The organism is Draconibacterium halophilum (assembly GCF_010448835.1).
Taxonomy (GTDB): domain Bacteria; phylum Bacteroidota; class Bacteroidia; order Bacteroidales; family Prolixibacteraceae; genus Draconibacterium; species Draconibacterium halophilum.
Genome location: NZ_CP048409.1, coordinates 4,749,651 through 4,768,154, shown reverse-complemented (window position 1 = coordinate 4,768,154; position 18,504 = coordinate 4,749,651). Strand labels below are relative to the sequence as shown.

At 40.2% G+C, this 18,504-nt stretch carries 16 protein-coding genes; 2 read left to right on the top strand and 14 right to left on the bottom strand.

What is annotated here, in order from left to right:
• Positions 1–95: 95 nt before the first annotated feature.
• The 8 genes from priA to G0Q07_RS19465 all read right to left on the bottom strand — a co-directional run bounded on the left by priA (position 96) and on the right by G0Q07_RS19465 (position 10,353).
• Positions 96–2,567 (bottom strand): replication restart helicase PriA, encoded by a 2,472-nt coding sequence (priA, locus tag G0Q07_RS19500; protein WP_163348732.1) that lies wholly within the window; start codon positions 2,565–2,567, stop codon positions 96–98.
• Between the two features lie 51 nt (positions 2,568–2,618).
• Entirely contained in the window at positions 2,619–3,482 is an 864-nt protein-coding gene (locus G0Q07_RS19495) for a 4-hydroxy-3-methylbut-2-enyl diphosphate reductase (protein WP_163348731.1), read from the bottom strand.
• Positions 3,479–4,177, bottom strand: a complete 699-nt coding sequence (gene cmk, locus G0Q07_RS19490; protein ID WP_163348730.1) for a (d)CMP kinase — start codon at positions 4,175–4,177, stop codon at positions 3,479–3,481. Before cmk ends, G0Q07_RS19495 begins: the two co-directional genes overlap by 4 nt.
• A gap of 714 nt (positions 4,178–4,891) precedes the next feature.
• Positions 4,892–5,920, bottom strand: a complete 1,029-nt coding sequence (gene porQ, locus G0Q07_RS19485) for a type IX secretion system protein PorQ (protein WP_163348729.1) — start codon at positions 5,918–5,920, stop codon at positions 4,892–4,894.
• 117 nt (positions 5,921–6,037) lie between these two features.
• On the bottom strand, positions 6,038–7,348 hold the full coding sequence (locus G0Q07_RS19480; protein ID WP_163348728.1) for a DUF2254 domain-containing protein: 1,311 nt from the start codon (positions 7,346–7,348) through the stop codon (positions 6,038–6,040).
• Positions 7,349–7,669: 321 nt separating this feature from the next.
• Positions 7,670–8,137, bottom strand: coding sequence for an MgtC/SapB family protein (locus G0Q07_RS19475; RefSeq protein ID WP_163348727.1), 468 nt, complete (start codon positions 8,135–8,137; stop codon positions 7,670–7,672).
• A 675-nt stretch (positions 8,138–8,812) separates the two neighbouring features.
• Positions 8,813–9,475 carry an outer membrane beta-barrel protein gene (locus G0Q07_RS19470; RefSeq protein WP_163348726.1) on the bottom strand — a complete coding sequence of 221 codons (663 nt, stop codon included), beginning with the start codon at positions 9,473–9,475 and terminating at the stop codon, positions 8,813–8,815.
• Between the two features lie 26 nt (positions 9,476–9,501).
• Positions 9,502–10,353 carry an aldo/keto reductase gene (locus tag G0Q07_RS19465; protein ID WP_163348725.1) on the bottom strand — a complete coding sequence of 284 codons (852 nt, stop codon included), beginning with the start codon at positions 10,351–10,353 and terminating at the stop codon, positions 9,502–9,504.
• Positions 10,354–10,602: 249 nt separating this feature from the next.
• Between G0Q07_RS19465 and G0Q07_RS19460 the strand changes: the two genes are divergently transcribed.
• Positions 10,603–13,056 (top strand): alpha-2-macroglobulin family protein, encoded by a 2,454-nt coding sequence (locus G0Q07_RS19460; protein WP_163348724.1) that lies wholly within the window; start codon positions 10,603–10,605, stop codon positions 13,054–13,056.
• 3 nt (positions 13,057–13,059) lie between these two features.
• On the opposite strand, the gene G0Q07_RS19455 is transcribed toward G0Q07_RS19460, so the two are convergent.
• The gene (locus tag G0Q07_RS19455; protein ID WP_163348723.1) at positions 13,060–13,560 is read right to left on the bottom strand and encodes a YkgJ family cysteine cluster protein; all 501 of its coding nucleotides are present in this window, start codon (positions 13,558–13,560) and stop codon (positions 13,060–13,062) included.
• 11 nt (positions 13,561–13,571) lie between these two features.
• Positions 13,572–14,495: a DMT family transporter gene (locus G0Q07_RS19450; protein ID WP_163348722.1), complete on the bottom strand. Its 924-nt coding sequence runs from the start codon at positions 14,493–14,495 to the stop codon at positions 13,572–13,574.
• A gap of 268 nt (positions 14,496–14,763) precedes the next feature.
• On the opposite strand from G0Q07_RS19450, the gene G0Q07_RS19445 reads away from it, so the two are divergent.
• The gene (locus tag G0Q07_RS19445; RefSeq protein ID WP_246222943.1) at positions 14,764–15,696 is read left to right on the top strand and encodes a sugar phosphate isomerase/epimerase family protein; all 933 of its coding nucleotides are present in this window, start codon (positions 14,764–14,766) and stop codon (positions 15,694–15,696) included.
• Positions 15,697–15,752: 56 nt separating this feature from the next.
• Here the strand turns inward: G0Q07_RS19445 and G0Q07_RS19440 are convergent, their stop codons facing one another.
• The 4 genes from G0Q07_RS19440 to G0Q07_RS19425 all read right to left on the bottom strand — a co-directional run bounded on the left by G0Q07_RS19440 (position 15,753) and on the right by G0Q07_RS19425 (position 18,504).
• Entirely contained in the window at positions 15,753–16,391 is a 639-nt protein-coding gene (locus tag G0Q07_RS19440; protein WP_163348721.1) for a hypothetical protein, read from the bottom strand.
• Between the two features lie 31 nt (positions 16,392–16,422).
• Positions 16,423–16,914 carry a hypothetical protein gene (locus G0Q07_RS19435; protein WP_163348720.1) on the bottom strand — a complete coding sequence of 164 codons (492 nt, stop codon included), beginning with the start codon at positions 16,912–16,914 and terminating at the stop codon, positions 16,423–16,425.
• A 12-nt stretch (positions 16,915–16,926) separates the two neighbouring features.
• Complete coding sequence (locus G0Q07_RS19430; RefSeq protein WP_163348719.1) at positions 16,927–17,643, bottom strand: head GIN domain-containing protein; 717 nt, start codon at positions 17,641–17,643, stop codon at positions 16,927–16,929.
• A gap of 147 nt (positions 17,644–17,790) precedes the next feature.
• A complete protein-coding gene (locus tag G0Q07_RS19425; RefSeq protein ID WP_163348718.1) occupies positions 17,791–18,504 on the bottom strand; it encodes a DUF4097 family beta strand repeat-containing protein in 714 nt (237 codons plus the stop codon).

Below are 18,504 nucleotides of genomic sequence, written 5' to 3'. Positions count from 1 at the left end.
AAGGCCACAAAACTAAGAAAAAAACGGCGGCAGAAAAATGTCAAAACGCAAAACTTATTATGTTTTTCAAGACATTTTGTTAGGAACTTAGCTTATTAAGCCGGGTCGACATCGATGTTAAAAACGCAACTGCTGTTGGAAGGCAGATGTTTTACTGTTTTCACTGCTGAACTGATTTCTTTTTTCACCAGGTCGAGATTCAGTTTGCGGTTAATCTTAATCCATATTTCCTTATGATGCCAAAGTTGAATACGGCTTATCAATGGATATTCAGGCCCCATAACCACCAACTGTTTATATTTTTTTAGCTGATTGGCCAATTGATCGGCAGCGCGGTCAACCGTTTGAATATTTTTGTGTTTCACCACAATTTTCACCAACCTGTAATAGGGCGGGTATTTAAATAGCTGGCGTTCTTCAAACTGTTCTTTTAAAGTGGCCTGGTAGTTTTGTTCGCGGATCAACTCTATCAACGGATGATCGGGTTGAGAGGTTTGGATGATTACTTTTCCTTGTTTGTGTTTGCGTCCGGCGCGGCCTGCCACCTGCGAAATGAGTTGATAGGCACGTTCATGCGCACGAAAATCGGGGAAGTTGATCAGGTTGTCGGCATTTAATATTCCTACCACGCTCACGTGTTCAAAATCGAGACCTTTGGTAACCATTTGTGTCCCGATAAGGATATTCGTTTTTCGATCTTCCAGATTCTTAACGATTTTGGCAAAAGCGTTCTTCGATTGTGTAGTATCCAGATCCATGCGTGCAATCCGTGCATTTCGGAATAAGGATTTCAGTTCATCTTCAATTTTTTCGGTGCCGTAACCACGTGTTTTTAATTCGGGAGAACCACAATTATCACATTTCTCAGGAAGTTGATAGCTAAATCCACAATAGTGGCAACTCAACCGTCGTTTGTATTTGTGATAGGTGAGGCTGACATCGCAATTGCGGCACTTCGGAATATCGCCACAAGAAAAGCATTCGACGTACGGCGAATAACCACGCCGGTTTTGAAAAAGGATGATTTGCTCGTTTTTCTCCAACGCTGCTACCATCATTTCATAGAGTTCGGGAGTTAAAAACGAGCGCATTTGTTTGCGTTTGTAAGCGCGTTTAATGTCGGCAACCAAAATCTCCGGAAGTTCCATTTCCGAGTGTCGCGTGGTTAGATTTACCAGTCCATACTTTCCTTTTAGCGCATTGTAATACGACTCAAACGAAGGTGTTGCCGAACCCAATAGTACTTTTGCATTGTTTTGGTAACCCAATATCACGGCCATGTCGCGGGCATTGTAGCGCGGTGCCGGATCAAACTGTTTAAATGAATTTTCGTGCTCCTCGTCTACAATTATAATTCCTAGTTTTGAGAATGGTAAAAACACTGCTGACCGTGCGCCTAAAACCACTTGGTAACCCTTCTTGGGATCATCGTTAAACTGCAGCACTTTTTCCCAAATTTCAACGCGTTCCTGGCTGTTCAACTTTGAGTGGTAAATACCCACTTTGTTGCCAAACACATTTTTTAAACGCTTTATAATTTGCGTAGTAAGTGCAATCTCGGGCACCAGGTACAATGCTTGCTTCCCCGATTTAATAATCTCATCGATGAGATGAATGTAAATCTCTGTTTTTCCGCTGGCCGTAATTCCGTGAATCAGCGTAACCTGCTGTTTTTCAAAAGTGGTTTTTACTTCGTCGTAAGCTTTTGCCTGGTGTTTATTCAACAGGTTGATGCTTACCTGATCGATCGTTTCTTCCTCCAGCCGCGAGACTTGTTTCTGGCGTTCTACAAGAATTTTCTTTTTTACCAGCTCTTTTACCAGGTTGCCGGAAAAAGAAGTGCCCAAGAGCAATTCTTTTTTAGGAATTTCTTGAATCTGGTCATCAGAAAAAGCATTGGTAACGGTGCAAAAATGAAAGAGCAGTTGTTGTTGCTTTTTAGCGCGTTTCAGCAAGTCAGTTTTTTCGTTTAATATTTTCTCGGAAGAAATGCTGCTGTGTAACTTTATAAAAGCTTCAGTTTTGGGCTTGTATTTACTACTGATTTTTTCTTCGGCGTAAACAACTTTTTTATCCAATAACGAACGCAGTGCCTTGTACGAAAATTCGGTGCCTAGTTTGTGCTCAATGTCGGAAAGTTGCGAAACATCTTCCTGTAGATGCCGGATAATCAATTCTTCTTTTGGGCTCAGATCTATAGGTTCGTCAACACCTGTTAAAAATAATTTCGATTTACTTTCGAGTTTTAACCCGGTTGGCAGGGCAGCCCGGAATACATCGCCCAGTGTGCAGCAATAATATTGTGCCAGCCATTGCCACAATTTAAAATTCACCGGAAAAATTATAGGATGTTCATCCAGAATTTCATGAACTTCTTTCAGCTCCATGTTTTCCGGGTTTTTATCCGAAAGCGAGATGACAAGGGCGGCATATAATTTCTTTTTGCCAAACTGCACAATTACCCGTTTGCCCGGCGCAACTTCTTTCTCCAGTGATGCCGGTACTTTGTAGGTAAAGCTATCGTGCAACGACAATGGTAATATTACTTGTGCAAAAAGTTGAGGCATAAAAAATGTTTGCCTAAAAGTACGTGAAATTATGGAATGCGCTTAAAATTCTTAATCGAAGTTGGTGTGGATCCATTTTTCCACATCTTCCATTAACCAGTTGGGCGTTGATGTTGCTCCGCAGATACCCACCGACTTAACGCCTTCGAACCATTCCTTTTTTATTTCGTCAATTCTGGTAATGAAATACGAATCATCATTTACCTCTTTGCAAATGGTGTACAGGTATTGGCCGTTTGAGCTTTTCTTGCCGGCCACAAATAAAATGACATCAAATCGTTCAGCAAACTTTTTAAGGTTAGGAACGCGATTTGATACCTGTCGGCAAATCGTGTCTTTTATTTCAACCGGGACTCCCGGTTCGGTAGTTTCTTTTACCTTTTGGGCAATGGCATGAAAGTCCTCAATTCGTTTTGTGGTTTGCGAATAAAGCGAAACTGGACGGTTCTTGTCGATCTTATCCACATCGGCAATGCTTTCGATAACGATGGCATTGTGATTTGTTTGACCATTCAGCCCCTCAATTTCAGCGTGTCCTTTTTTACCGTAGATAACAACCTGGCCCTCTATTTGCGAATGCCTGGAGTACGAGCTTTTAACTTTTTCCTGCAGTGTTAGCACCACCGGACAAGTAGCATCAATCAGTTCTACATTGTTGGCTTCCGCATATTCGTATGTTTCCGGTGGTTCGCCATGGGCACGGATTAAAACCTTGCAATTGCTGAGGGTAAAAAAATCTTCTTTCGAAATCGATTTCAATCCCATCTTCTCCAGACGTTCTACTTCCATGCCGTTATGAACGATATCGCCCAAACAATAAAGCTGGTTCGAATCCTTCAATTCATCCTCCGCTGATTTGATCGCATTGATCACTCCAAAACAAAATCCCGATCTTCTATCTATCTCAACAATCATTTTCTTTCAGTAATTTCTTTTACTTTGTTAACGGCCCAATCCAATTGTTGTTCGCGCGTTAGCTTACTATTATCGAGAATAAGAGCGTCGTCGGCTTGTTTTAAGGGACTTGCAGCGCGTGTTGAATCGATCTTATCACGCCCCTCAACATTGGCTAAAATCTCTTCGAAGTTAACTTTGTCGCCTTTTTCGGTAAGTTCCAGGTAGCGGCGCTGCGCCCGTATTTCTGGCGAGGCGGTCATAAATATTTTTAACTCGGCATGGGGAAAAACTACTGTGCCAATATCGCGACCATCCATTACAATTCCTTTGTTTTTGCCGTTTTCGCGCTGCTGATGTACCATTTCGTGGCGCACTTCGGCAATGGTACTAATGGGGCTCACGTTCTCGGATACTTCCATCTGTCGGATTTCATCTTCCACGTTCTCGCCATTCAGGAAAGTGGTGTTTTTACCGGCTTTTTCGTCCCATTTAAAAGTGATTTTTATGTCGTTCAGGCCGTCGATAATTTTTTTGGTGTCGGGGATTTTATTTTCGATCCACCCATTGCGCAGGGCAACCAGGGTTACCACACGGTACATCGCGCCGGTGTCGATATAAACGTAACCGAGCCGTTGTGCAAGAGACTTAGCCATGGTGCTTTTCCCACAAGACGAATGGCCATCGATAGCAATGATGATCTTCTTATTGTTCATGTTTCTTTAGGAATTTGAAGCAAATATGGGGAAATTTTAATTAAGATTCAATTGTCTGTTTTAGGTGTTTCTAAAAAGTTTTAAAGAATTATAATTAATGGCAAACAGCATGTTTTTATTGTTTGCGAATGTGCTACAGGTCTGGTGTTAAGTTTAACTGTAAATCAATATTGTAGCTTTTGTCCTTATGCCGGACGGGCAGTTCCTTTTGCATTCGATCAAAAGGAACCAAAAATCTTGTCAAAAAATAACCTTTGCGTTTTTTCAATGTAACTGATTAGCCCGCCTGACGGATTTTGACAAGCCCGCGCAAAGTTTGTCCAAAGGACCGTCTTCGAGAAAACGCGTTAAGAAAATAAATGAAGAGAACGCCTGCCTGCCGGTAGGCAGGTTAAAAAATCAAGTCTGTTCGACGCTCGTTATACCTGAGGAACGAAGGGCTAAAAGGAGAGCCTGTCCCGATCGTTAGCATCGGGAAGTTTCTTGATTTTAGTGAATGGAATTTATTTTTAGCTGTTTATCGTCAGCGGTGGCTTTTTGAATACTTTTTCATGTGATTAGGATTGTCCAAGTTTGGCATCACATGTAATTCGCAAGCTCATTTCAGCTATAGGAAAAAGTATTTCCCGTCTGGAAAGACAATTGTTTGATGAATATAAATATAAATGATGTTAGGAACAGGGAGCCTGTTCCAGAAATATCAGATTGTTTCAATTAAAAATTGTTGTTCAGGTTAACCGACACTGAAAACAGGTTGGAAGAACCGGCCAAATGAAACCGCGAAATGGCATAATCAAAATGAAAACGTTTGATTTTTAATCCAAATCCGGCAGAAAATCCAACTGTTGAAGCTTTATTGTCGAATTTTAATTCCTGTCGCCGCTGGTAGTTGTATCCTACACGTAAAGTAAAATTTTCCGATGGCATAATTTCCGCTCCCAGCACCAGGTGGCGCATGGTTTGTTTGGCAAAACTCTCTTCGCGCTGGTGGATGGTTTCGCCGTTAAACTCCTCTTCTTCATTGCCAGATGCCAGATCCCAGTGATTAAGATGTTGTAAAGTTGCCGAAAAAATCAGGGGGGCGTGTTGTAAACGCTTACTAATTCCCGCCTGTACATTGAGAGGAATACGTTCACGATCGGCACCATCGTAGTAAGTTGATATTTGCGTTCCGAAATTGCGTACTACCAGAGCCACGTTTGTATACCCATCTTTACTGGCAAAACTGGCCCCCAGGTCGGCGGCAATTCCAAAGGATTGATAGGTTTCGAACGACGATAAAATGGGTTTCAGGTTGATACCGTAATTCAGCCGTTTGTAACTATTGGAGTAGATAAGGTTAAGTGCGTATTCGGCAGCATTGAATGTAGCTCCGGTGCGTTCACCTGTTTCTAGGGCCTCGTCGAACTGGCCGTAATTAATGTAATGCATACCCACCGCAAAATTACCAATTCCATCGTAGGTTTTGGCGTACGAGGCGTAACCGTAATTTACATCAGCAAGATAATTTACGTAGTTTACTAAAACGCGGTTGTCCATATCCTCGTGAAGCAGTGCCGGGTTGGCATATGGCAGGTTCAGATCGCTTGAATCGAAAATGGCAATTTGTGTTCCGCCCAAAGCGGCAATACGTGCAGAGTTCGTAAGCTCCAGAAACTGGTAGGTGTATTCACCTCCAATTTGAGCTTTCCCGGCCAACATCGAAAAACAAAACAAAATAATTAGGTGTATTTTTCGCTTCATGCGCGATTGTCATTTTTTCTAAAACGCCAAAGGTATTTAATTATTATTATAGGGGAAACAGAAAGGGAAAATTATAGGGGTTGGAACGCTGATGAAGCAGATTGAGCTGGTTTTTGGTCATTTCTTTAAAATCTTGTTTGCTCTCTCCGTAAGATCTTGAAGATCATTAGTCTCCTTTATCGTTTCTTTTCCTTGTCTGTAAACCATTTCGGCGTGTTTGATTACGGATTTTTTGTAGCTTTCTTTTTTTGTGAAATTCAATATTGTGGTCAGTGCCTCCATCAATTTAATAACCACCGCTGTACTACCTGCTGAAAATTGTCTGATTTGATTAAATGCTGCATCTAGCACTCCCTCGAAATTCAGAACATCAGCGATAATTCGCAGATTATCTTCCTCGTCAACACGATATTTTGAGGGGAATTTAGCTTCCGCCAGATAGCACAGTGTGGCCGTTAAATTGTCAATGCAGGCAATGGCAGTGTAAGGGTCGTTTACTCCCGGAGATAGCGCCCTTGCAGCTATTTCTACCATTTGGTGAATAGAATAGTTCAGATCTTGCTGAGAAGTCTTTGTCTTTCCGATAATAAATTGCTCCATCAGTTTTTTCATCGATTCTTCTTCCCATTCATTGTTTGAGTGCAGTACACCAATTTCTCCACCCTTTACCAGGAAACTACCTGGCCCTTGATTTAATAGTGTGAGGGAATCATTTTTGGTTACAATTTCCATCACCGCCTCATTGTCTATGTATTGAAGATATCCAGCTTTAGGAGACTTAATCGTGGTATGTTCCTTATAGGCTGAAATTGCTTCATCTTCATCAAAAACTTTTTCATCTTTTAATCCATCGCCCATTTTTTCAGGAAAGAGTACTTTTACTTGTTTCGAGATTAGGTTTGAGATATCTGATATAACCTTGTCTGCCTGAATACTTACAGCAATTTGGTGGATAAAAATGATTAGTAAAACGATATTCACTATTGCTGCGAAAATGGCTACCAATATTGAAATAGAGGGGATGAAACTGTAGCCGTCATAATCTCTGATGGCATTCAATACCAACAAGCAGTACAAATAGGTGGAAATGTATGAGCCTAACACAATTTGATTTAGCCGCACGTACATAAAGTTTTTAATTAACCGGGGGCCAAATTGTGAAGAAGCTAAAGTGAGGGCTACCAGGGTAACCGAAAAAACAGTTCCTGCCACACCAATCATAGCACCGGATATAGTTGCTAAAATACTTCGTGCTGAATCTGAACTATTTACCAGGAAAAATCGCAACCAGCCATCTTGAGGTAGATCTATGTAGCTATCTAAAGAAACGAACCCTATAGACAGAATGACCGCAAACCCAATAATAAGTGCCGGTACAAACCAAAACGTGGCCATTAATTCTTTCCAGAAAAAGAGTAGTTTTTTCATATTAAAAAAGTTTTGACCCGCAGTAATAGTCTCGGCCATGTTGTGTTTAAGTAACTAATTTAGCAAATACAAACCGAATAGAAAATTCGCGGAGATTTTGGGATGAAGACTCTTAACTGCAATTCATTTTATATGAAGTTGTCTACCGTTTTTATCACCCAGGTCATTAATTCGTATCAAAAGAACAATGATGGTAGAAGAAACGTTCCCAATTAGTGTGATTGTTATAGCTGAATAATGATTTGGTTAAGTCATAAGATTTTGAATAAACCCCCTTGATGTTCTTCCGAGGAAGGGAATAGAAAAGAATCCAATATTCTTTTATTTCTTGAAGATACGGTAAAAAAAAGCCCATATTTTATTTAATGAGTTTATTATTAGTCCCATAAGAGCCAGTCCAATGGCAATTATATAAACGTGCAATGCAACAGAAATACCTATTCCGGCAGAATAAAGCAAGGTAGAAGCTGTGGTCAGGTTTCGGACATTATTCTCATCTTTCGACTTTAAAATGGTTCCTGCCCCAATAAAGCTCACTCCCACAACAATGGCCTGGAGAATACGTATTGCATCCATGCTTAAATGATCGGGCTCCATGTTTTCAATTAAAAAATTGCTTAAACCCGGACTTATTGAAACAAAAAAGCAGGCAATACTTCCTACAATAATATTGGTTCGTAATCCTGCTGGTTTGTCTAGCTTCTCACGTTCGCCGCCAATGACACTGCACAAAACTGCTGCAATAATCAGGTCTAAAAGTATCCAAAGTTGTGAATAATAAGTTTCCATATCGGTCGTTTTAAAAATTTTGTCTTTCAAATTTTATTCATTGTTGTTCATCCATTTTACGTTTTATCTCTTATTCAATTTTTTAGATTAAACAATAATAACTTCCAATTAAGTCACCACCGTTGGGCCTACACTTTATTTAATTCGCATGTTGCGAAAATGTTGCCAGATTTTCAAAACCTTGTGAATAAACGGTTGAAAATCAATTAAGAATGCTGTGTGTTAGATATATGTGAGATTGTGCGAACTCGTAAATTATAAATGAAAGGATGTAGAAAATAATCCGCTATCTGTAGACTGCCTGTTTAAGCCAGCCACATTCTATCTTTCTTAAAACGCAAGAAATAATTCATTTAACCACAGGTTCTATTTAAAAAGAAATGAGGAAAAGAAAGGACAAGGGCCTGGCGGAGCTGTGCCCAAAAGTGAAAAATCCGTGGATAAGCATGGCATCAATTAAGAAACAAAGGCTGAAAAATCATTTTGAAACTTAAAAACAGGTTTTGATCAGCTCTGAAATGAGAGCCTGTGAACAACCATCCTCCCGAAAAGGATAAACCCAAACATCGGGAAAACCATAACTTACAACTCCGATCTGAACCCGGTTTGCGTCAACAACCGGTTCTTACTGGGCATTGCATGCCATTAGAACGCTTAACTGTTATGCAACGTATTTTATTCGATTCTATATCCGATAATTAGCCGATAATTATTTTCATAAATTTTCAGGTTTTCGGTATCACTTAAATTCGTAATCCCAAACCAAGTCTCTATTCCTAAAGAAAAACTATTTATTCTATAATTGAATCCTGCACCGATGTTAAAAGATATGTCTTTAATTAAATCACTTATATCGTTTGTCTCCCAATTTCTGTCAGTGTCAATTGGGCTGAGGATTGAACCGTAAGATTTATTTTTTGCACTAAAAATATATTGTCCTTTTACTCCTCCATATAGATTTACTTTATGGTTTAAGGAAAAGGTTGGCAATACACCAATCTCAAATGACTGCAAACGAATTATGTCTTTGTAACCATTTGATTCTGTCTTAGATTTCCCTCCAAACATATTGTATCCCACGAAAGGAGTTAGTTCAAACATTGAATTGTTTCTTAGCTCAGAAAATTTGATGGAATATTTTAACTTAAGAGAAGGCAAAACAGCAAATCCATTTCTGGTGAGCCCTACATTTTCATTTAATGATGTCACTTGCCAATTCAAAGTATTGTAACCCAGTCCTAATTCAAGATCTAAATTATTTTCTGATTTTGTCTCTTGTGATTTTGCAGTAATCGAAATTTGTAATAGGCAAAAAATTAGTATTGCTATTTTTCTCATAGGTCGTTTTTTAGTCGAGGGCATCATTAAGTCAAAGGAAGCCGCTCCGGCCAAATATTTGGCAATTCCCCACTAAAACCGATTTCCGGAAGATTGTCAATCAGGTTCATTTCTTCATTGCTGAGCTCGAAATGGAATAAATTAAGGTTATCGAGAATGCGTTCGTGGGTAGTTGATTTTGGGATGACCACAACATCATGCTGGGTAATCCAGCGCAGGCAAACTTTTGCTATCGATTGATTGTGGTTTTTTGCAATTTGTTGCAAGGTTTCATTGTCGAATACGCGTCCGCGGGCCAGTGGCGACCAGGCTTCAATCGCAATGTCATGTTTTTTACAAAAGGCTGTTAATTCCGGTTGCCAGTAACCCGGGTGAAACTCAATTTGGTTTACAGCGGGTTTTACATTGGCTGTTTTAAACAAAGCATCAAAATGTTCTTGCCAGAAATTACTTACCCCAATCGATTTAATCTTTCCTTCGGCTTGCAGCGCTTCCATGGCGCGCCAGGTGTCGGCATTGGCTTTTTGCCAGTTGTTATAGTTGCGGGCATTGGCTGGCCAGTGTATCAGGTACAGGTCGATGTAATCCACATCGAGCTTTTTCAATGATTTTTCCAGCTCTCTTTTGGTTGATTCATAACCCAGGTAATCGCGCCACAATTTAGTGGTTACAAAAACTTCTTCGCGCGGAATACCACTGGCTTTTATTCCTTTGCCAACGGCTTCTTCGTTAAAGTAAAAGGCAGCCGTGTCAATTAATCGATAACCATTTTGCAAGGCAAATCGTACTGCCTCAATTCCTTCTTGCTCGTTTGATTTATAAGTGCCAAAACCAATAATTGGTAGCTTGTTCCCGTCGTTTAAAAGTAAGTTCTTCATAATCTGTATATCGTGCAGTGTTCGTGTTTTTGCTAAAGTTAGAGATTTTCTGCTGGTTTTCTTCATACATTTTTAAACTCTTACGTTTTCTGGCTAATTGAGTGGCGTTAGTTGCTGGAAACTAAAAAGATGATGTATAACATGAGAGCCAATAGGCTTTACGCGGCGATTTATGAGAAATGCAATTGAACATTGAATTTTTTATTGCTAATTTTAGTGCTGTTCAACTAATAAACCAAAAACAAACCAATGCGCAATCCTTTAACAGGGTGGTTCCTTTTTCTTTTTTTAGCACAGAATTTACTGGCGCAAAACAGGCCTGATTTTGATACTAAAATTACTCATCCGGGCTTTCAGAAATTGTATGTACAAACCGATCGCGAAATCTACTTTCTTGGCGATACCATTTGGTTGAGTGCCTACCTGCTGAACGGGAAAACTCATGCTCCGGTAAGCAACGATCAGAACTTGTATGTTGATTTAATCGATTCAAGTGGAGCGATCTTAAAATCCGGGATATTTCCTGTTTATAAGGGGTTTGGAGAAGGAAATATTCCAATTGTTGATTCGCTGCTTACCGGAAACATTATTTTCAGGGCTTACACCAATTACCTCCGAAACTTTGGCGATGACTGTTTCTTTTACAAATCGCTAGCTATTGAGCGGACTAAGAATTCATTTGAAATAGATTCCCGGACATTTACTACGGCAAATGAAGGTGTGGAACCTGTTGTGCGTTTTTTCCCTGAAGGAGGTATGTTGCTGGAACACACACCGAACGTTATTGGCGTAAAAATTACCGGCAAAAATGGTGAAAGCATTCATACAAACGGAGTGGTGTTGAATAAAGACAATAAAACGGTTGCCCACTTTGTAACAAACTATAAAGGCTTGGGAAGGTTTGATTTTTACCCGAACAGCGGCGAAGAATATACCGTTGTTTTAAATGCCTTTCCAAAAGTAAAAGTGCAGTTTTGGGAAGCAGAGAAAGAAGGAATAAAACTGCAGTTGTATAACAATTCTGAAGATCTTTTGCATGTTGGAATTTTAAGTAACTCCAAAAATTACTATCGTCAGAAATATACGCTGGCCTGCATGAATCGGGGAGAAGTAATTTTCTACAAAAAAGTACGACCCACCCAAAACGACTTTAGCGTAAAAATTGAGAAGAATAAATTTGGTGCCGGTATAAACCGCCTGCTACTGTTAAACGAAGATTTAAACCCGGTTTCTGAACGGCTGTATTTTAATAACAATATTGAAACAAATACCATCAACATAGAGTTGTCGGATTCGGTTTTTTCAAACCGCAGTCTGGCCGATTTTCATCTTGTTCCGGATAAAAAATTTCTTGCTGACAGTGCGCGGCTTTCGATTGCGGTTGTTGACGAAAATAGTTTGAATGCTTTTGGTGAATCGCAAACCCTGTTGTCGCAGTTGTATCTTGATGCTGAGCTTATTGGCCGCATTGAATCGCCGGCCAATTATTTTAACGACGATGCGGAAATTTCTGCCGAACAGAAACTCGACCTGCTGATGTTAACACACGGCTGGAGCAACTACATCTGGAATAAAATTGCAGACCTGGATGAGGAAGAATTTGTTTATCCGGTAACGGCAGGTTTTACTATTGGCGGCTATGTAACTAACCTGTGGAACAAAAAGCGGGTAGCTGAAAGTGAAGTAATACTAATGGTGCAAAACGATAGTTTATTTAGCTCGTGGGAAACCTCCGATGCAGAAGGCCGGTTTGTTTTTCAGCATATTAATCTGGCTGATTCGGCAGCTGTTACTTTGCAGGCCCGAAAAAGTAGTGAAAGTGAAAATACACGAGTAACAATTGAGCCGTTGAAAACCATTTCTGCGGCTTTTAATCCGAATAAATTCAAACAATATTCCGAAAGAAATAAAATTCCGCTTGAACTTTACCGGCAAAACTATTATGCGAGCCTTGCCGAAAAAGCATTCGAACCCGAAAAAGATGTGATACTAATTGATGAGGTGAAAGTTAGTGCAAATGCACCTGAGCAGGAGGAAGTAAAATTTTCACAGATTTATTCGGAACCTGATATAATGATAAAACCAACAGACGCAGATTTTATGGCGAACACTTTAAAAGATTTTCTTTTTGAAAAAGCGCCTGCATTTTTTGGGAATAATATGCCAATGTCGTTGCTTGGCGGAAGTGCAAGAAATAACTATATTGTTTATTTGGATGGTATCCTTTGGACAAATCCACATAATCCTCCATTACCACCGATTTCTGTTAGCAGCATCGATCGGGTGGATATCATTGATACACATAACCCCACAGGAGTGGCGTTATTGGGATCGAGAGGATCTGCCGGTGGAGTTTTTATCTATACCAAACGTGGCGCCCCGGATGAGGTACGTGAAAAATATTTGAAAGGGGTGATCAAGCAAAAGATTAAAGGTTTTTCGAAGTACCGGGAGTTTTATTCTCCAACTTATAACGCTGAAAACATAAATTCGGAAAGACCGGATCACCGAACAACTTTATACTGGAATCCTTCGGTAAAAATTAACAATGGAGAAGCGAATATTTCATTCTTTACATCGGATGATAACGCCCGTTATAAAGTTTTAGTAGAAGGAATTACAAGTGCCGGCACCGTTTGTTTTGGAGAAATAAGTTTTGAAGTCACTCCTGATGCTGATATGTCAGAAAGCTTACGGGATTAACTTTTAGAAATTTTCCTTTTTCAGTTCCTCTAAAACCTCCAGTACAATAGGGCAGGTTTCGCAATTTTTATGCGACAGGTCGAGAATTTGGTAAAAACGTTTTCGATCAGTGTGTGGGTATTCGCGACAGGCTTTCGGGCGGCTTTCGTATACCATACAATAATTGTCGGGCAGCAAAAAAGGGCAGGGGTCTGCGTTAAAAACAAAGTCGCCGTCTTCATCGGTGCGTATGTATTGATCCATAAAATCGGCCACTTTCATTTTCAGATGTTTCGCCAGTCGTTCAATGTCTTTATCGATGAGGCGTGGCCCAATTGTTTTACAGCAGTTGGCACAATCCAGGCAGTCGAAATTATCAAAAGCCTCGTAATGCAGCGAATGTACCACATCATCAAGCCGCTTTGGTTTTTTCTTTTTCAGCTTTTTCAAAAGAGCATTGGTTTCCGGTCTGCTTTTATCGGTAAGCAGTTTTAATTCTTCCGGTGTTTTATAATTGATGTTCATTTTGTTGCAATTTATTTCCGGTGTACCTCAACCGCTTTTAGGCGTCCGTTTGTATCCTTTTTCTTTATTTGCGAGAGGAATAGCCCGGAGACAACCACAATAATACCAACGATTTTTTGAAGTCCCAATTCGTCTTTCAGAATAAAAAAGGCCAGTATGGCTACAAACACAGGAATAAGATTTGTAAACGTGTTCGATCGTGTTACTCCAAGTTGCCGTACACTCTGTGTAAAAAACACAAAGGCAAATGTAGATGAAAATACTGCCAACAGTATTATGGCTCTGAATGCCTGCGGATGAAAAGGTGTTTGTAAAAAATCCTGAAAATCGATGGTTAGCCAGATGGGCAGGAAAAGGATTACTCCAATAATATTTTGATAGGCAATAATGGTAAGTGTATTGTATCGCGAAGCCAGGCTTTTTAAAACAATGGAGTAGCCGATAGCTGACAAAACTGCCATAAACTCGAGGCCAATCCCTAATGGTGAAGCATCGAGCCTAAAACTGCCATTTAGAACAACCAATGCCACGCCTGCAAATGAAATTACAAGGCCAACCATATTCATTTTACTTAATTTCTCTTTATGGAAATACCAGGCAGCCATTGGCGTAAACAATGGAATGGTGGCAACAATAACTGCTGCTACGGTTGATGAAACATACTGCAATCCATAACTTTCACCTAAAAAATAAAGAAAGGGTTCGAAAAATGCGATCAGGAAAAAAAGTTTGTAGTCTTTTTTCCCCGGTTTTTGCAGGCGCTTTAAAAAGCGGGCAATAATAAGGATGAGAAATGCAGAAATCAGAAGCCGGAACAAAACAACCGTAATCGGTTTGTAGGCTATAAATGCAATTTTAAACCATACAAAAGAAAAGCTCCAGAAGAATATAGCTCCCAGAGCAGAAAGTATGGCCAGCAGTTCTTTATTTTTCATCCATATAAATTTTAATTTCCTGATGAATCTAAAAATTCAAAATTGACAGATGGAACCGCTCCATCCGTCGCTCTCACATCAAATTTATTCATTCTTGTTTTTGTAATTTTTGAATGAAAAATTTCATGTTCGTTTCATGTTTCAGAAAGTGAAAGCACAAAAGTAATGATTAATGAATTACGAAATTTGGGAATAATAACCGAAAAAAGCCATCTTTGTGGAAAGTCACTTTTTCGTGACACTATTTAAGTACCTAAAACCAAATAAAATGATTTCAAAAAGAATTAGTTTAAAATTAGTGGCAGTAATTGCCGTTGCTGCACTCTTTATGCAAGGATTTACAGCGTGTAATTCGGCTCCAAAAAAAGCTGAAGAAAAAAGCACTGAAGCTGAAAAAGAACTGTTTATCGGTTTACAACTTTGGTCGGTTAAAGACAATATGAACGAAGATGTAACTGCAACCCTGAAGGCTGTTGGCGAAAGTGGTTACAAGTTTGTAGAAACTGCCGGTTACGGCGATGGCAAAATGTATGGCATTGATCCTGTAGAGTTTAAAAATTTGTGTGAAAGCAACGGACTGCAATTTTTGGGAGCCCACACCGGACAGTCGGTTCCTACGGAAGAAAACTGGGACGAAACCATGGCCTGGTGGGATACCTGTATTGCCGCACACAAAGCAGCGGGTGTAAAATGGATCGTTCAGCCATCGATGGGTGGTTCGGCCTACGAAAGCCTCGACGGAATAAAAGCTTACTGCGAGTATTTTAATGCCGTTGGCGAAAAATGTAATGCCGCCGGTATTCGTTTTGGCTACCATAACCACGATAAAGAGTTTACTACAGAATACGAAGGTAAGCCGCTTTACGACTGGATGCTGGAATTGACAGATCCTGAAAAAGTGATGTTCCAACTCGATTTATACTGGATTGCTGAAGGAGGTAAAAATGCCGTAGATTATTTCGAAAAATATCCCGGACGTTTTGAATTGTGGCACATTAAAGACGAAAAGGAATTGGGCGAAAGTGGAAAAATGGATTTTGCTTCGGTTTTTGCTGAGCGCGAAAAATCAGGTGCCAAATATGGTATTGTAGAAGTTGAACGCTACAATTTCGATCCATTGGTGAGCTGTGAAAAAAGCCTGGATTATTTGAAATCGCAGGATTACGTTGATTTTACGAATAAAAAAAGTTTGACTGAATAAAAAAGCGGTTGTCCGAAGTTTATCGGGCGACCGCTTTTTATTTTTAACGGGAAGGTTTAAAACTTCCCAAACTTAAAGGTCATTCCCACATTAAAATTCCGCAGAACATCCGGATTCGTATCATACAATTCAATGTCGGAAGTTAGGCGATAACTACCATAAGTTGCAATGCGAAAAAAGCGGGTGAGGTTGAATTCCAGTTCCACCCCCGGTTCGAAAACAAAAAACAGGTCGGTGTCGTATTCTTGATAATCGTTATAGTAATCATGGTTCCAGCCCCAACCTGTATGTTCTGCCAGCGATATTCCTCCCATTCCTACAACAATTGGAAAAGAAACATGCACGGGTTTTGTCCCTCCAATAATAGGTTCGAAAAATACACCCCCGTAACCTCCGGCTAAAAAAAGGCGGTCTTCCAGGTTTGTCTGGTAATTATGATACTCCAGGTCGTTAACAAAACCATAACCAGCCAACCCAATGGCAAACGAGTGATCGAATATAAAAGCTCCGCGTGCTCCGGCTACCATTGCATCGCGTCCTCCAATTTTGGTGTACCCAATTGAGAAAGCGCCGTAACCTCCGTAGCTTCGTTGGTTCGAGAAAATAGTTTCTACCTCGTTGTCGTAATAGTCGTCTTGCGCATAGGCAAAACCGGCAGCCATTAGCAAGACTGCTAAGATTGTTAGTGTTCTCATTTTTCTGAATTTGTTAAATAGTTGTTTTGGCTTAAAAATGATATTTTATGGTAAAGGCAAAGTCGAATAGTTCAAGGTCGAAAAAGTCGCGGCCCAATACATCGATATATGGTTTTGCCTCGAAACCGATGGAGAGCGGTACTTCGTAAAACAGGTATTCTACACCTACAACGGCATCTACTCCTGCCAGCAGCGCTGTTCGTTCTTCGTACCAACTGGTATTGTTTTGCACATAGTATTTGTCCCATTGTTCGTAGCCGAAATGGGCTCCCAATCCGTAAAAAAGCGATAATTGCTCGGAGAAGGTAAAAAGGTCGTACTCGTGAAATTCTTTAAGAGCGTGTAACTGAATTCCATTGTCGCGAGTGGCTAAAAGTAGTTTGTACGAGTTGGCATCGTCGGTGTAAAAGCGATACTCGAAACCCGCCGAATGTCCACCACGGATTCCAATTGCTTTATCAAAAGTTTGTGCCGATAAGGCCAGTGGAATTGAAAATAGCATGATAATGAGGAAGCGTTTCATAGTAGTTAGTTTTTAGTTTTCGCTGATTACGCTGCCTGAGCCGGAGATATGTGTTTCAACACCCGGGGTTCCGGAATAGAATACATTCCCGCTTCCTGAGATATTGGAGCGAAGATTACGGGAAACAGTAACAAACATATCGCCCGAACCTGATGTTGAAGAAGTGCAATTGTAGAGATCGAGTTGATGAGCATCAATAGTTCCCGAGCCACTGATAACAAAATCAGCATCGTCGGCAAAGCCCGAGAATTCAATCGTTCCCGATCCTGAGAGTAAAGCATCAACTTCTTCGGCTTCAAAGGCAGTAACTATACTTCCCGATCCGGAAAGAACTACATCCATTTCCTCGCTCACAAAATAGTCGGTGGTAATAATTCCTGATCCGCTTTGTTTAATCCCTCGAAGCGTTGGAGTCGAAACAAATATTTCCATTGGGAGGCGGTTTCTCAAGTCCCGAATTCCTTTTACATCAATGTGCAAGGTTTCGCCCGAAACATAAGTTTCAATGTACTGCAACAGGTTTTCCTCAGCACTTATTACCACATCGTGGCTTTGTGCTTCGGTGATGTGAACTTCAAAATCTCCGGATGATTTTACTTTTTCAAAGGAGGTAACAATTCGGCTTTCTGTTCCGCGGATTCCATTTCCTTCAACAGTAAATTCGTCGATACAACTGGTGGCGCTAAAGATCATAGCAAGCCCATAAATGAATAGCTTAATCGTTTTCATAACAAATTGTTTTCTGGCGGGACGCTTGCTTAATTGTTTTCATGGCTTTGGCAAACAATTCCCTTGCGGTTAATAATTGTTTTCTTTCTGCTTTTAAAAGACAGGTGTTTTTTGAGGAGGTTGCAAAATGCGTGCTAAAAATTTTATTTAGTATGCAGTGCGCAGATTAATATTGCCCGAGTTCGCCCTGATAATAAGCTTTTCGGTTGATTCCGGAGCCGCTCCAAAATTTCCGGTAATCTTTATTTCATTCTCTTTTTCATCCAATGTGTCTTCCTTTTCAACGGTGAAATGATTGTCGAGACTCAATTCTGCTTTTGTATGTTGAATGTCGAAACTAAATGCTGATTCGCTGTTAAAATACAGGTTGATGTCGGTTGATCGCGATTCGATATTTATACCACTAAAATCGGGCACGGTACCTTCAATTTCAATATCGCCGTATTCCGATTGAATTTTAGCGCGGTCGGTCAGTTTGTTAATTCTAAATGAACTAAAGCTGCTTTGTGCATCGAGTAATTCAATTTGACGGATTCTGAATTTGTCGCGGCGCGATGATACAGAAAGGCTTTCTACTTTTTGTAATTCAAACTCGGTTGATTTGCTTTGCAGGTGCACCGTTCCCATTTCTATTAGGTACAGTTCGCTGAAATTGCAGTCTAAGCGTCCTTTTTCAATTTTATTGATGGTGGCGTCTGCAAAGTTCAGCGTAAGATTAAGGTTGCTGAAATCGTGCGCTTTCATGTTTCCGTTCGAGAGTGTAATATCTGCTTCTCCCCTGTAATCGCCAATGTAGATGTCGCCAAATTTATTGTCAACTTTTAAGCGGTTCGAGTCGGGGATCCAAACGGTGTAATCCAC

Coding starts and splice junctions, on each gene's coding strand:
- G0Q07_RS19450 (WP_163348722.1), bottom strand. CDS start 14,495: ATGAAAAATAAAGAACTGCTGGCCATACTTTCTGCTCTGGGAGCTATA.
- G0Q07_RS19460 (WP_163348724.1), top strand. CDS start 10,603: ATGCGCAATCCTTTAACAGGGTGGTTCCTTTTTCTTTTTTTAGCACAG.
- G0Q07_RS19475 (WP_163348727.1), bottom strand. CDS start 8,137: ATGGAAACTTATTATTCACAACTTTGGATACTTTTAGACCTGATTATT.
- G0Q07_RS19430 (WP_163348719.1), bottom strand. CDS start 17,643: ATGAAAACGATTAAGCTATTCATTTATGGGCTTGCTATGATCTTTAGC.
- G0Q07_RS19455 (WP_163348723.1), bottom strand. CDS start 13,560: ATGAACATCAATTATAAAACACCGGAAGAATTAAAACTGCTTACCGAT.
- porQ (WP_163348729.1), bottom strand. CDS start 5,920: ATGAAGCGAAAAATACACCTAATTATTTTGTTTTGTTTTTCGATGTTG.
- priA (WP_163348732.1), bottom strand. CDS start 2,567: ATGCCTCAACTTTTTGCACAAGTAATATTACCATTGTCGTTGCACGAT.
- G0Q07_RS19440 (WP_163348721.1), bottom strand. CDS start 16,391: ATGAGAACACTAACAATCTTAGCAGTCTTGCTAATGGCTGCCGGTTTT.
- G0Q07_RS19470 (WP_163348726.1), bottom strand. CDS start 9,475: ATGAGAAAAATAGCAATACTAATTTTTTGCCTATTACAAATTTCGATT.
- G0Q07_RS19435 (WP_163348720.1), bottom strand. CDS start 16,914: ATGAAACGCTTCCTCATTATCATGCTATTTTCAATTCCACTGGCCTTA.
- G0Q07_RS19495 (WP_163348731.1), bottom strand. CDS start 3,482: ATGATTGTTGAGATAGATAGAAGATCGGGATTTTGTTTTGGAGTGATC.
- G0Q07_RS19445 (WP_246222943.1), top strand. CDS start 14,764: ATGATTTCAAAAAGAATTAGTTTAAAATTAGTGGCAGTAATTGCCGTT.
- G0Q07_RS19480 (WP_163348728.1), bottom strand. CDS start 7,348: ATGAAAAAACTACTCTTTTTCTGGAAAGAATTAATGGCCACGTTTTGG.
- cmk (WP_163348730.1), bottom strand. CDS start 4,177: ATGAACAATAAGAAGATCATCATTGCTATCGATGGCCATTCGTCTTGT.
- G0Q07_RS19465 (WP_163348725.1), bottom strand. CDS start 10,353: ATGAAGAACTTACTTTTAAACGACGGGAACAAGCTACCAATTATTGGT.